We start from the raw sequence: 12,900 nt of genomic DNA on the forward strand, positions 1-12,900 counted from the left end.
GAGCTGCACGGCAGCCTCGGCCGGGTGGTGTGCCTGGACTGCGGCCGGCCGGACTCCCGCGCGGCGCTCGACCGGCGGCTGCGGGCCGCGAACCCGGCCTTCCACGCGGAGACGACGCGGATCAACCCGGACGGCGACGTCGACCTGCCCGAGCACGCGGTGCGCCGTTTCCGGCTCGTGGACTGTCCGGACTGCGGGTCGGACGTGGTGAAGCCGTCCGTGGTGTTCTTCGGCGAGAGCGTGCCCCGCGCGGTGGTGGACGACTGTTACCGCCGGGTCGACGAGGCGGAGGCCGTGCTGGTGCTCGGCTCGTCGCTGACGGTGATGTCCGGTCTGCGGTTCGTCCGGCGCGCGGCGCGGGCGGGCACGCCGGTGCTGATCGTGAACCGGGGCGAGACCCGGGGTGATCCGCACGCCCGCGCGCGGGTCGACCTCCCGCTGGGGCCCGCGCTCACCGAGCTGGCCGAGCGGCTCGGGTGTGCGGTGCCACCCGCGGTCCTCCACAGCCGGTCCGGGACCTCGACACAGGGTCGAGCCCGGTCAGCCGGGTGACAATCTTCCGGGGCGGGAACGGAATCCGCCCCGGAACATTGTCGGATGCGCTACGGGAGTGCGTTCCCGGAACCGGAGACTCTCGTATGGTCGTCGCATCCCGAAAAGAATTCATACCATCTCGATCCCTTCGGCAGATCGTCGACCCGACCATTTTTCCCTGCCGGTTCCAGGTACCTCGCCAGGCACTCGAGAGTGTTCACGAAACTCGTGATCTGCTTCACATCCGGGTAGACGAAGTCGGCGTGGCTGGCCTCGTTGATCAGGTAGTCGTTCCGCTCGGCCAGTGCGTCGCGCAGTATGGGGATCCGATTCTTCGCTTCCCGGTGTGTTCTGTCGTCGCAGTTGCGCAGGATTTTATCGTACTTGTCCAGTTCCACTTCGGCGAGCTCGAAGAGGCTCCTCATTCCCTTCCTGTGCTCCACCTCTTCCCACGGCTCGTTCTCGAAGTAGCGATGTCCGCGAGGTCCCAGGGTTTCGAGTATCCCGTTGACGATCATTTCGAGTGCTTGCCGCGCCTGGTTCCCCGCCGCGCTGCGCAGCCACAGGCGGTGGCGTTCATTCCCGTAGCTGCGCAGCAGTTGCTGGACGCGGTGGACATGCTGCACGGCGGTCCTCGGTTTGATCATCGAGCGCGGAGGTGTCGTGTCGCGGTCGAGTTCTATATGGTATTGGACCGTCGCCGGGACCTGATTGCCGTAGCGTTTCCACAAAGTCTTCACGAGTTCGTGGTCATGCGTGAGTACCACGATCTGTCGTCTCTGCTGGTCCGCATCATCGAGCAGACGGCCGATCCCTTCGGTCACGAACCGGTCCCGCGTGCTGTGGTCGAGCATGTCGGTGGGATCATCGATCATCAACGGGGCACCGGGGGCTTCTCGTTCCAGCGTCGCCAGGTGCGCGGCGAGGCCGAGCATGTCGAGCTGTGAATCGGATAGGCGACCGACCGCCTTCACCGTGTCGCCGACGAGCAGATCGAGCGCCGTACGCCCGGCTGTGGGTTTGGCTTTGATCCGGATCTCCGGTACTCCCGCGGGAGCGAGGCGTTTCAGCCAGCCGTCGATGCCGTCCTTGAGCTCGCCGAACCTGGCGGCGATGAGCGCATCGAGTTCACTTTTGACACGCTCGCCCGCCTTCTTGCACCGCTCCGTGTAGCGGTCGTGATCTCGCCGCGTGAGTACCGCGTGGGCGATCCGTTCGGCATGGGCGAGCCGTCGCCGGGGCTCGCTCACGTCGGCGGAGCGGGCCGTAATCAACGCCTCGCGTCGTGCGTGCTCCGCCTCTCCGATCGCCCGGTCCACGGACGGGTGCAGGCTTGCGAGCTCGTCGAGCCGATCGGCGAACATTCGCAGGGTGTCGGGCCCCGGATCCGCCGGCCGCTCAGTCCGCAGTCGTGTCACGGTGTCGCACCAACGTCGGGACAGAGTCGCCACCTCGGCACAGCGTTCGCGGAAGACCGTCGCTTCCGTTCCCGGACCGGGGTCCGAGGACGGCGTCGGTTCGGTGAACCGCCATTCGACGTGCCGGTCGACCTCGTCCAGCGATCGGATCGCCCGGCGATGCAGGGAGTCGTTCTCGTCGACGAGCTGCTTTCTCTCGGCGGCCGCGTCGAGAATGCCGTCGATGACGCCGAGGCGGTCGGCGGTGACCACACCATGGTCGCAGGCGACACAACGACCGCCCTCCGCCGCGACTTCGCGGAACGTGCTCAGCAATCTGAGCTCGACGTCGTCCCGATCCGAGTCCGTGTTCGACAGCCGTGTGCGGAGGGACTCCCACTCGTTCGCGAGCTCGCGGAGGTGCGCGGACCGCGGCCTCGGTGGTGCGGTGATCGGCTCGTCGAGCGCGGCAACCTCGTCCGAACCGTCTTCCCGATCCGGGGTTTCGCCGCACAGTGCGGAGATATCGGCACGCGCCCGCGCACGGATCCGGTCGGTCAAGTCGGCGAGGGTGGTCGTGGCGGCGGTGGGGAGTCGCCACTCGGACACAGCCGCGCTGATGTCGTCGGGCACTGTCGGCGAGGCCCGCTTCGTTTCCGTGAGCAGAGCCTCTCGTACGGCCGTGTAGGTCCTGATGTAGTACCCTAGGCCGACGGCGTACCCGAGTCTCTCCCCACGGTTTGCGGCCTTGGAATTGATGAGTTCCCGGAGTCGCCTGCGGGCCAGAGCGTGCAGTGGCGGCGCTTCCGGTGCAGCTGTCTCCCATTCCGCGTGCCACGTGGTGACGACCGGATCGGCGTCCGCGCTCGGACGCCACGTCGCGGTGACCCGGGCGGGAAAGACCGGCCCGTCACCCGGGGCGGCGTGCGGGATGTGGTCCTCGTCGCTGACTTCAGCGGTGATCTCAGGGAAGGCGACATGTCTGGTCGTGCGTCCCGTGGTGAGCAGTTCGACGGCATCGACCAGACTGGTCTTTCCGGTGCCGTTTTCGGCGTAGACGACGGTCAACCGGCGGGAGAGTTCGAGGGTCTGCTCGGCGCCGAACGAACGAACGCCCTGAACGCTGATCGTGTCGACCGTTCCTGAGAAGGGTTGTCGGATTCGACGGGTCGGGATCGGAAGGTGTTCGTCGATAATGTCGGCGACGTCCTTGCCCGGTGTCGCACAGATGTCGGAAAGGATTCGCTGCGCCACTTCGTGCCCTGTCGTCATAGGCGTCTCTTCTCGTTGTCTGGTGTACGGCTCTCGCGGAGAGTCGTGCGGGCCGGGGACGGCGTTACTGCCGGACCCGGGGGGTGTGGGGCTCGCCGAGCGGGTGATCCGCGATCGGCTGATCCGCTCCTTTAGCACGACATTCCGGATCACGTCCTAATGTTCTTCGCGATGTACCCGAACGAGTGAATCGCGTCGAAGGAAAAATCGTCGCGCGGTTCCTGATGGCGAGGCAGGCTGGCGTGTGTGTACGAGCGTCCAGCCAATTAATGGGCGGCGTCGGACTCCTCGATCATCCGATCGGACGATGACACGTCGTCGAAATCACCCCATGATCGAAGAACCGGATCGGCGAGCGCGGAGTCCAGTGATCGTTTCCGTCGAATTCGAAACCTTTCCGGCGGCCGTGGCCGACAATGTGAATTGGTGGTGCAGTGTGACCGAGACCGTTGACGCCGACACCGGTGACGACCAGCCGTCCCCGCTGAGCCTGGGGACGAACGCGGCGCGGAACCTCGCGACGACGACGAAGACGCCGCCGCAGATGCAGAACGTCACCTCGCGGTGGTTGCTGCGGCTGCTTCCCTGGGTCGAGGCGCGAGGCGGGACGTACCGGGTCAACCGCAGGCTGACCTATTCCCTCGGGGACGGGCGGGTGACCTGTGTCAACACCGGTGACCGGGTGCGTGTGGTGCCCGCGGAGTTGTCCGAGTTGCCGTTGTTGCGCGGTTTCGACGACGGTGCGGTGTTGGAGGCGCTGGCCGAGCGGTTCGAGCAGCGCGACGTGGGCCCGGGTGACGTAATCGTGGAGGCCGGCGCACCCGCCGACGGGCTCGTCCTACTCGCGCACGGGAAGGCGCAACGGCTCGGCACGGGCGAGTACGGCGACCCGACGGTGCTCGACGTCCTCGCCGACGGCCAGTTCCTCGGTGACCCGGTCTTGCGTGGTGAGCAGGAGACGTGGGAAGACACCACGAAGGCGCTCACCGCGTGTACGGTGCTCACCCTGTCCCGGCGGGCGTTCGCGGAGGTCGCCGACGGCGCCGAGGCGCTGCGCGAGCGGATCGAGCGAGCACGACGCGAGTCCGCTGCCGCGCACAACTCCGACGGTGAGGCGGAGATCTCCCTCGCCGCGGGACATCACGGCGAAGTGGACCTGCCCGGGACGTTCGTGGACTACGAGCTGGCTCCCCGCGAGTACGAGCTCAGCGTCGCGCAGACGGTGTTGCGCGTGCACACCAGGGTCGCCGACCTCTACAACGAACCGATGGACCAGACGGAACAGCAGTTGCGGTTGACGATCGAGGGGCTGCGGGAACGCCAGGAGCACGAGCTGGTCAACAACCGCGACTTCGGCCTGCTGCACAATGCGGATCTCCGTCAGCGCGTCCACACGCGGGACGGGGCCCCCACCCCGGACGACATGGACGAGCTGCTGTCCACGGTGTGGAAGCAGCCCAGCTTCTTCCTCGCGCATCCGCGGGCGATCGCCGCGTTCGGGCGGGAATGCAGCCGCCGGGGTCTGTATCCGCAGAGCGCGGACGTCGGTGGACACCAGGTACCCGCGTGGCGCGGGGTCCCGCTCTTCCCCTGCAACAAGATCCCGGTGAGTACCCACCGGACCACGTCCATCCTGCTGATGCGTGCCGGGGAGCACAACCAGGGCGTGGTCGGGCTGCACCAGACCGGCCTGCCGGACGAGTACGAGCCCGGATTGTCGGTGCGGTTCATGGGGATCGATGAGAAGGCGGTCATCTCGTACCTGGTCAGCACCTATCACTCCGTGGCGCCGCTGGTCCCGGACGCGCTCGGGGTGCTGGAGCACGTCGAGCTCGGCCGGGAGCGCTGAGGCGCCGCCGATGCGACCCTTCGAGTTGCCCGACTTCTACGTTCCGTGGCCCGCGCGCCGCAATCCGAACCTCGAACACGCCCGCGGGCACAGCAGGGACTGGGCGCGGGATATGGGGATGCTGCCCGGCGGCCCGCGTGGGGACGAGCAGGCCGTGTGGGACGAGGTGACCTTCGACGCGCACGACTACGCGTTGTTGTGCGCCTACACCCACCCGGACGCGACGGCAGCGGACCTCGACCTGATCACCGACTGGTACGTCTGGGTGTTCTACTTCGATGACCACTTCCTGGAGCACTACAAGTACACCCGCGACCTGTCCGGGGCACGCGAGTACCTGACCGGGCTCGCGGCGTTCATGCCCGCCGATCACACGGCGGACAAACGCACCCCCGCGAACCCGGTCGAGTGGGGTTTGGCGGATCTGTGGTCGCGGACAGCCCCGTCCATGTCGGCCGACTGGTCGCGACGGTTCTCGGCGAGCACACGGAACCTGTTGGAGGACTGCGTGTGGGAGTTGACCAACATCACCGCGGACCGGGTGCCCAATCCGATCGACTACGTCGAGATGCGGCGGCGGGTCGGCGGTGCCCCGTGGTCGGCGGATCTCGTCGAGGTCGCCGCGCGCACCGAAGTGCCCGCCGCGGTCGCCGGAACCCGGCCGCTGCGGGTACTCAAGGACACCTTCGCCGACGCCGTGCACCTGCGCAACGACATCTTCTCGTACCAACGGGAGACCGAGGAGGAGGGTGAGGTCAACAATGGTGTGCTGGTCGTGGAGCGGTTCCTGGACTGCGGGCCGCAGCACGCCGCCGACGTCACCAACACGCTGCTGACCTCCCGGCTGCGGCAGTTCGAGCACACCGCGCTCACCGAGGTGCCTCCGCTGTGCACCGAGTACGGTCTCGACCCCGCCGGGTGCGCCGCCGTGGCCGCCTACGTCAAGGGCCTGCAGGACTGGCAGTCCGGCGGCCATGAATGGCACCGGCGCTCGAGCCGGTACATGAACGCGGGGGCGACCACCACCACACGGGGGCTGCGGGCCGGGCTCACGCCGGGCCTGCCGGGTGCCACCCCGGGCGACACCCGGTTGCTCCCGGGTCTGCGGCGTGCGCGTGAACAACACGCACACGTGCCGTTCACCCCGGTGGGCCCATTGCCGTTGCCGGAGGTCGACATGCCGTTCCCGGTACGGACGAGTCCGCATCTGGACACGGCGCGGCGACGGGCTCCCGACTGGGCACGGGCCGTGGGCATGTTCGATTCCGTGCCGGGGGTCGAACACGGCGGCGTCTGGGACGAGGACCTGTTCGTCGGGCTCGACCTGTCGCATTGCGCCGCGATGATCCACGCGGACGCCACCCCGGAGGAGCTGTTCCTGTCGGCGGACTGGCTGGCGTGGGGAACCTACGGTGACGACTACTTCCCGGCGGTCTTCGGTGCCCGGCGCGATCTCGCCGGGGCGCGGGCGTGCCAAGAGCGGCTGTCGGCGTTCATGCCACTCGACGGGGAGCGCACGCCGGAGCCGGTGGACCCGCTTCAGCGGGGGCTGGCGGATCTGTGGCGACGCACAGCCGCGCCGATGAGCCGTGCGTCCCGGAGCGAATTCCGTGCGGCGGTCGAGGACATGACGGCGAGCTGGTTGTGGGAGCTGGACAATCAGGCGGCCAACCGGGTGCCCGATCCGGTGGACTACATCGAGATGCGGCGTGCGACGTTCGGTTCGGACATGACGATGAGCCTGTCCCGCCTCGCGCTCGCCGACGTGATCCCCGCCGAGGTCTCGGCGTGCCGGGCCGTACGGGAGCTGGAGTGCGCGGCGCAGGACTACGCCTGCTTCACCAACGACCTCTTCTCGTATCAGAAGGAGGTCGAGTTCGAGGGCGAGGTGCACAACCTGGTTCTGGTCGTCGAGAACTTCCTGGACGTCGACCGACTGATCGCGCGGGACGTCGTCGCCGATCTGATGGGCGCGCGCATGCGCCAGTTCCGACGGGTCCTGGCGGAGGAACTGCCGATCGCGCTCGACGGGTACGACCTCGACGAGACCGCCCGCCGGGCGGTGCTGGGACGGTGCGAGCGGCTCAAGGACTGGATGGCGGGAATCCTCGAATGGCACCGCCGCTGCGTCCGCTACACGGAGGCCGAGCAACATCGGATCCGGTCGCACCGCGTTTGGGGTGCCCCGGCCGGTCACGAGGTGCCGCTCCGGCGGCGTCTGGCGGGCCCCACGGGCCTCGGGACGTCCGCTGCCCGCGTGGCGCGGAGTTCCGGTGCCGTACACCGGGCGCGCCGGTGAGCACGGACGGGAACACGCGACGACACGAACACCACCGACACGAACACCACCGACACGAACACCACCGACACGAACACCACCGACACGAACACCACCGACACGAACGGCGGCCGCGATGACACGGACGAACCACGTCGACGCGAATACGCACCCGCCCGAAGGGGAGAACCCCGTGCGCAGCCTGACCACCGGGGCCGCGCGGAACCTCGCGTCAACCACCAAGACCCCGCCGCAGACACCGAGCATCACGCCGCGGTGGCTGCTGCGGATGTTGCCCTGGGTGGAGACCACCGCCGGGACGTACCGGGTGAACCGCAGGCTCACCTACACGGTCGGCGATGGGCTGGTGACCTGTGGCAACACCGGCGACTCGGTGTTCGTCCTCCCGCCCGAGCTGCGGGAGCTGGAGCTGCTGCGCGGCTTCGACGACGAGGAGGTGCTGCGGGCACTGGCCGACCGGTTCGTCCGGCGGGACTACGCCGCCGGGGACATGCTCGCCGTCGCCGGGCAGCCCGCTGACGCGTTGCTGCTTCTCGCGCACGGCAAGGTGGCCCGGCTCGGCACGGGGGAGTACGGCGGGCAGCGGCTGCTCGACATGCTCGCCGACGGCCGCTACCTCGGCGAACGGGCACTCGTCGACGACGACCACACCTGGGAGCACGGTGCGCGGGCCGAGACGCCCTGCATCGTGCTGGCACTGCCCCGACAGGCGTTCGGTGAGGTCGTCGCGCGGTCGGCCACGTTGCGATCCCACCTGGAACAATGGCGGGGTTCCGCCCGCCCCGCGCGCAACAAGCACGGTGAGGCCGCGCTCGCCCTCGCCTCCGGACACGACGGCGAGGTGGAACTCCCGAGAACCTTCGCCGACTACGACCCGCGGCCCCGCGAGTACGAGCTCGCCGCGGCGCAGACGATCCTGCGCGTCCACACACGCGTGAGCGACCTCTTCAACGAACCGATGCACCAGGTCGGGCAGCAACTCCGGCTCACCGTTGAAGCGTTGCGGGAGGAGCAGGAGAGCCAGCTCGTCACCAACCGCGAGTTCGGCCTGCTGCACAACGCGGATCTGCGGCAGCGGATCCCCACCCGCGGGGGACCCCCCACACCGGACGACATGGACGAGCTGTTGTCCCGACGGCGCAGAACCGAGTTCTTCCTCGCCCACCCGCGCGCGATCGCCGCCTTCGGCAGGGCGTGTTCGCGGAGAGGTGTGCAGCCGGATCACGTGACCGTGGACGGCGCGGCGGTGACCGGCTGGCGGGGTGTGCCGTTGTTGCCGTGTGACAAGATCCCGGTCACGTCGGCCGGGGCGACGTCGGTTCTCGCGCTCCGCACGGGGGAGCGGCACCAGGGCGTGGTGGGCCTGCACCAGACCGGCCTCCCGGACGAGTACGCGCCGAGCGTGACCGTGCGGTTCATGGGCATCGACGCGAAAGCCGTCACCTCATACCTCGTCAGTGCCTACTTCTCGGCGGCGGTGCGCACGCCGGACGCGCTCGGTGTCCTCGAACACGTCGAGGTCGGACGGTGACCGGGCCACGGCCGACGGCGACCACCGTCCACCCGGAGTGGTCGGTCGCCGGGACGGTCGAGTGGAGTCGCCGCCTCGTCGACCCGGCGCTGCGGGCGGCCGTGGGGAGGTTGCCGGAGAGTGTGCGGCACATCGCCGGGTACCACCTCGGCTGGTGGGACCGCGACGGGAACCCGGAACACCGTGGCGGGAAGGCGCTCCGCCCGGCCTTCACCCTGCTGACTGCCGAAGCCGTGGGTGGAGCGGCGGCCCGCGCGGCCGTTCCCGCGGCGGAAGCCGTGGAGCTGGTGCAGGACTTCAGCCGCGCCGAGGCCGAGCGTCTGCTCGGCGAGTCGTTGCACCAATTGCGGCTGGCCGAACCCTGTGCACGGGCGAGCGAACTCAACGCGCTGGCCTGCTTCATCACCGGCCGGGACCGGTGAGCCCGTACAGGGTTCACCGCACGACGGGCAGCCGCACCGTCACGTCGGTGAGCCGCAGGGCGCCCGGGGTGCGGCTGCCGTGCAGGGCGAACATGTCCGACTGCGGACTCACCGTGAGAAACAGTGACTCGCCCTCCCGGACGGTGGTGGCCACCGACGGCAGGTGGATGCTGCGCCTGCGGTCGACGGTGGCGTACTCCTCGCGGTGGGGCAGCACGTTGTTCTGCACCACCCGCGCGTGGGCGGGGGAGGTGCCGACGCTGAGTGCGAAGAACGCCCGGCTGTCCACGCCGAGTGCGGTGACCAGCGCGTCCAGCCGGGAGTTCCCGGCGAGGGTCAGTGGGCCGTCGGCGATCCTGATGCTCTGTGGCACGCCCGCCGCCGTGGTGGTGGTGATGTCGGGCAGCGTGTAGGTCGTCGTCGGGGCGACCGAGTTCACGGTGCGGCACTCCCCGCGGGCGGTCATCAGGTGGTACTGCCCGTGCCCGGAGAGCGTGCGGGGGCCGCCCTGGAGGTTCTCGGTGAGGAAACGCAGCTCCAGTTCGTCGTAACCGGCACCGCTGAGCCGTGCCGAGCACGCGTCACCGGGCTCGGCGATCCCGGCGGGGAGGACGTTCGGCAGCGCGTGTCCGCCGTTGTAGCCGACGAGCAGGCTGTCGCGGCGGGCCCGGTCGGTCAGCGCACGGTCGAAGTTCGCGATCGCCTCGTCCAGGGGGAACAGGTTGTCGCTGATGCCCTGCCGGAGCAGGACCGGGATGTCCAGCTTCCGGCCTTCGTCGACGTGGAAGGCCGGGCCGTTGTCCCGGAAGAAGTCGCCCATGCCGGAGGGCCAGCGCCCGGTCACCATGCCCTCGGGGAAGCCGGAGTGGACGGCGGACGTGTGCGCGTCCATGCCCGCGGCGTAGAGCAGACCGGCCCACGCGGTGCGCACCACACCGTTCGGGGCGAGGCTGTCGTTCAGCGAATGCCAGGTGATCTGCGGTGCGAGCGCGTCGAACCGGGTGCGACCGGTCTCCATGATCTCGGTGAACGCACCGGCGAGCTGGTATCCACCGCCGTACGAGCCGCCGATCGCGCCGAGCACCGGGTCGTCGGGTCCGTCGCGCTTCACCCAGTCCAACCCGGCGACGTGGTCGATGACGGCGATGACGTCCCGCCCCTCGAACGCCGGGTCCTCCACGTGCGCCTTGCCGCCGCTGTCCCCGAAGCCACGCTGGTCGATGCTGACCACACCGAAACCCGCGTCGAGGTAGCGCCGGAAGGCGGCGGGGTCGGAGGTACGGGTCCCGCCCCAGCCGTGGCTGTGCAGCAGCACGGGAACCCGCTTCTGCGGGGAGGCGTGCACCGGCCGGTGGACGCTCAGGCAGATGTCCACCGGACCCGGTTCCAGGACATCGGTCTCCGGGACACCCGGGATGCAGACGGTTTCCGGGTCGGGTGCGCTCCCGTCGGCCGGGGCCGGGAACGCCGTCATGGAGCCGACCGCCAGGGCGATCGCCGCGATGAGCCCGAGCGGTCTGCGCATCGGGAAGCCTCCTCCGCGCCGGTGCGTCGTCATGCACCCCCAACGACGCCGAGGTGAGCGAGGATCGCGTTTCGGCCGCACATCCCCGTATCGGCGGAGCACACGCTGCTCTCGGTAGCACAGAACCCGACCACTCGCGGTGCGGCAGAAGGTGGCGTGCGGTGTGACCGGTCGCCCGGCTGACTCACGCGGATCGTCGCACGCCCCGCACCGGCCGTCATCGCGGCTGAGACCACCAGGTGAAGTTGTGGTCCACGACACATCGGCGGGTCCGCGCCGTCGTTGAACCCGGTCACCACCCGAGGACTCCTCCCGACCGGGGGGAGACGACGAGAGGAACCGGTATGCGTCGTTCACGACGGCTCTCCACCGTACTGATCGCTCTGCTGGCCGCGCTGGCCATTCCGGCCACATCGGCGGCGGCGTCCGGGCACAACCCGGTGTTGTTCGTGCACGGCTGGAACAGCAGCAGTTCCGTGTGGGACGAGATGGTCGCCGACTTCCGGGCGGACGGCTACACCGACGACGAGCTGGTGGCCTGGGACTACAACACCTCCCAGTCGAACAGGACCACCGCGGAGGAGTTGAGTGTCGTGGTGGACGACCTGCTCGCCTCGACCGGCGCGAGCGCGGTGGACGTCATCACGCACTCGATGGGCGGGTTGAACACCCGCTGGTACGTGAAGTTCCTCGGTGGGACGGAGACCGTGGACGATTGGGTGTCGCTGGCGGGCCCCAACCACGGCACCGACAGCGCGAACGCCTGCTTCTGGGAGTACTCCTGCTACGAGATGCGGCAGGGCTCGGATTTCCTGACCACGCTGAACGACGGTGACGAGACGCCGGGTGCGACGAACCACGGCACATGGTGGTCGTCGTGCGACTCGGTCATCCGTCCGCAGGAGAGCACGGTCCTGAGCGGGGCGGACAACACGCAGACCGCGTGCCTGAGCCATTCCGCCTTCACGACCGACGACACGGTCTCGGCACAGGTGCGCGCGTTCGTGGCGTGAGGGCGTTCGGGGGCTTCGTGGGCGCTCCGTGTCGGAAGCGCGGGGCGCCCACTCCGGAGCGGTCCACCCCGGGTGTGCCGAGTTGTGTTCGCGCGAAACTCCGGTCACCCGGGGAGACCGAGCGCACCACGGTGCTGCGCACGGGCGGTCGTCGCCATTGAGATCAACAGGTGAAACCGCGAGTTCGGTCACACCGGGGTGGTCCGCGGTGTCGTTGAAGCGGTCACGAAGAACGACTCCTCGCTACTTCGCGACGAGAGGACCACTGCATGCGTCGTTCACGACGGCTCTCGACCGTACTGATCGCTCTGCTGGCGTCGTTGGCCATTCCGGCGGCGCCGGTGGCGGCGTCCGGACATGACCCGGTGTTGTTCGTGCACGGCTGGAACAGCAGCAGTTCCGTGTGGGACGAGATGGTCGCCGACTTCCGGGCGGACGGCTACACCGACGACGAGCTGGTGGCCTGGGACTACAACACCTCCCAGTCGAACGAGACCACGGCCGAGGAGTTCGGTGTCGTGGTGGACGATCTGCTGGCCTCGACCGGCGCGAGTGCGGTGGACGTGGTGACGCATTCGATGGGCGGGTTGAACACCCGCTGGTACGTGAAGTTCCTCGGTGGGACGGAGACCGTGGACGATTGGGTGTCGCTGGCGGGCCCCAACCACGGCACCGACACCGCCAACACCTGCTGGCAGACCTCGTGCCACGAGATGCGGCAGGGATCCGACTTCCTGACGACGCTGAACGACGGTGACGAGACGCCGGGTGCGACGAACCACGGCACATGGTGGTCGTCGTGCGACTCGATCATTCTCCCGCAGGAGAGCACGGTCCTGAGCGGGGCGGACAACACGCAGACCGCGTGCCTGAGCCACTCCGCCTTCACGACCGACGACACGGTCTCGGCGCAGGTGCGCGCGTTCGTCGCCTGATGCCGTTCCCGAAGACACCGTGGGGTACTCCGGCCGCCGAAGCCGGGTGTCCCACGGGAAGACCGCGCCCGGTTCCACCGATGCCGGGTGCGGGTGGCAGACCGTCGTTTCGATGTCCGGACC

At 68.9% G+C, this 12,900-nt stretch carries 9 protein-coding genes; 7 read left to right on the forward strand and 2 right to left on the reverse strand.

Annotation, left to right across the window (positions count from 1 at the left end; genetic code table 11):
• Nucleotides 1-552: Sir2 family NAD-dependent protein deacetylase (locus SACPADRAFT_RS34240; protein ID WP_007023521.1), on the forward strand; the 552-nt coding region annotated here is incomplete at its 5' end.
• Between the two features lie 50 nt (nucleotides 553-602).
• On the opposite strand, the gene SACPADRAFT_RS0221695 is transcribed toward SACPADRAFT_RS34240, so the two are convergent.
• Nucleotides 603-3,203 (reverse strand): ATP-binding protein, encoded by a 2,601-nt coding sequence (locus SACPADRAFT_RS0221695; RefSeq protein ID WP_007023522.1) that lies wholly within the window; start codon nucleotides 3,201-3,203, stop codon nucleotides 603-605.
• Between the two features lie 436 nt (nucleotides 3,204-3,639).
• Here SACPADRAFT_RS0221695 and SACPADRAFT_RS0221700 point away from each other — a divergent pair, with 436 nt between their 5' ends.
• The 4 genes from SACPADRAFT_RS0221700 (at nucleotide 3,640) to SACPADRAFT_RS29235 (ending at nucleotide 9,304) form a co-directional block, all read left to right on the forward strand.
• The gene (locus SACPADRAFT_RS0221700) at nucleotides 3,640-5,052 is read left to right on the forward strand and encodes a family 2B encapsulin nanocompartment shell protein (RefSeq protein ID WP_040924738.1); all 1,413 of its coding nucleotides are present in this window, start codon (nucleotides 3,640-3,642) and stop codon (nucleotides 5,050-5,052) included.
• A gap of 10 nt (nucleotides 5,053-5,062) precedes the next feature.
• Nucleotides 5,063-7,351, forward strand: a complete 2,289-nt coding sequence (locus SACPADRAFT_RS0221705; RefSeq protein ID WP_007023524.1) for a terpene synthase family protein — start codon at nucleotides 5,063-5,065, stop codon at nucleotides 7,349-7,351.
• A gap of 115 nt (nucleotides 7,352-7,466) precedes the next feature.
• The gene (locus tag SACPADRAFT_RS0221710; protein WP_007023525.1) at nucleotides 7,467-8,882 is read left to right on the forward strand and encodes a family 2B encapsulin nanocompartment shell protein; all 1,416 of its coding nucleotides are present in this window, start codon (nucleotides 7,467-7,469) and stop codon (nucleotides 8,880-8,882) included.
• The gene (locus SACPADRAFT_RS29235) at nucleotides 8,879-9,304 is read left to right on the forward strand and encodes a hypothetical protein (RefSeq protein ID WP_007023526.1); all 426 of its coding nucleotides are present in this window, start codon (nucleotides 8,879-8,881) and stop codon (nucleotides 9,302-9,304) included. The genes SACPADRAFT_RS0221710 and SACPADRAFT_RS29235 overlap by 4 nt, the downstream gene beginning before the upstream one ends.
• 13 nt (nucleotides 9,305-9,317) lie before the next feature.
• Here the strand turns inward: SACPADRAFT_RS29235 and SACPADRAFT_RS0221720 are convergent, their stop codons facing one another.
• A complete protein-coding gene (locus tag SACPADRAFT_RS0221720) occupies nucleotides 9,318-10,829 on the reverse strand; it encodes an alpha/beta hydrolase (RefSeq protein ID WP_007023527.1) in 1,512 nt (503 codons plus the stop codon).
• A 344-nt stretch (nucleotides 10,830-11,173) separates the two neighbouring features.
• Here SACPADRAFT_RS0221720 and SACPADRAFT_RS0221725 point away from each other — a divergent pair, with 344 nt between their 5' ends.
• Together SACPADRAFT_RS0221725 and SACPADRAFT_RS0221730 are read left to right on the forward strand one after the other, a co-directional pair.
• Nucleotides 11,174-11,842 carry an esterase/lipase family protein gene (locus tag SACPADRAFT_RS0221725; RefSeq protein ID WP_007023528.1) on the forward strand — a complete coding sequence of 223 codons (669 nt, stop codon included), beginning with the start codon at nucleotides 11,174-11,176 and terminating at the stop codon, nucleotides 11,840-11,842.
• Between the two features lie 269 nt (nucleotides 11,843-12,111).
• Nucleotides 12,112-12,777, forward strand: coding sequence for an esterase/lipase family protein (locus SACPADRAFT_RS0221730; RefSeq protein WP_007023529.1), 666 nt, complete (start codon nucleotides 12,112-12,114; stop codon nucleotides 12,775-12,777).
• Nucleotides 12,778-12,900: the final 123 nt, after the last annotated feature.

This window comes from Saccharomonospora iraqiensis subsp. paurometabolica YIM 90007, assembly GCF_000231035.2.
GTDB classification, from domain to species: Bacteria; Actinomycetota; Actinomycetes; order Mycobacteriales; family Pseudonocardiaceae; genus Saccharomonospora; species Saccharomonospora paurometabolica.

What these genes read in the sequence shown, in the direction of transcription:
- SACPADRAFT_RS0221730 (WP_007023529.1), top strand. Translation starts at nt 12,112, where the DNA reads ATGCGTCGTTCACGACGGCTCTCGACCGTACTGATCGCTCTGCTGGCG.
- SACPADRAFT_RS0221710 (WP_007023525.1), top strand. Translation starts at nt 7,467, where the DNA reads ATGACACGGACGAACCACGTCGACGCGAATACGCACCCGCCCGAAGGG.
- SACPADRAFT_RS0221705 (WP_007023524.1), top strand. Translation starts at nt 5,063, where the DNA reads ATGCGACCCTTCGAGTTGCCCGACTTCTACGTTCCGTGGCCCGCGCGC.
- SACPADRAFT_RS0221720 (WP_007023527.1), bottom strand. Translation starts at nt 10,829, where the DNA reads ATGCGCAGACCGCTCGGGCTCATCGCGGCGATCGCCCTGGCGGTCGGC.
- SACPADRAFT_RS0221695 (WP_007023522.1), bottom strand. Translation starts at nt 3,203, where the DNA reads ATGACGACAGGGCACGAAGTGGCGCAGCGAATCCTTTCCGACATCTGT.
- SACPADRAFT_RS0221725 (WP_007023528.1), top strand. Translation starts at nt 11,174, where the DNA reads ATGCGTCGTTCACGACGGCTCTCCACCGTACTGATCGCTCTGCTGGCC.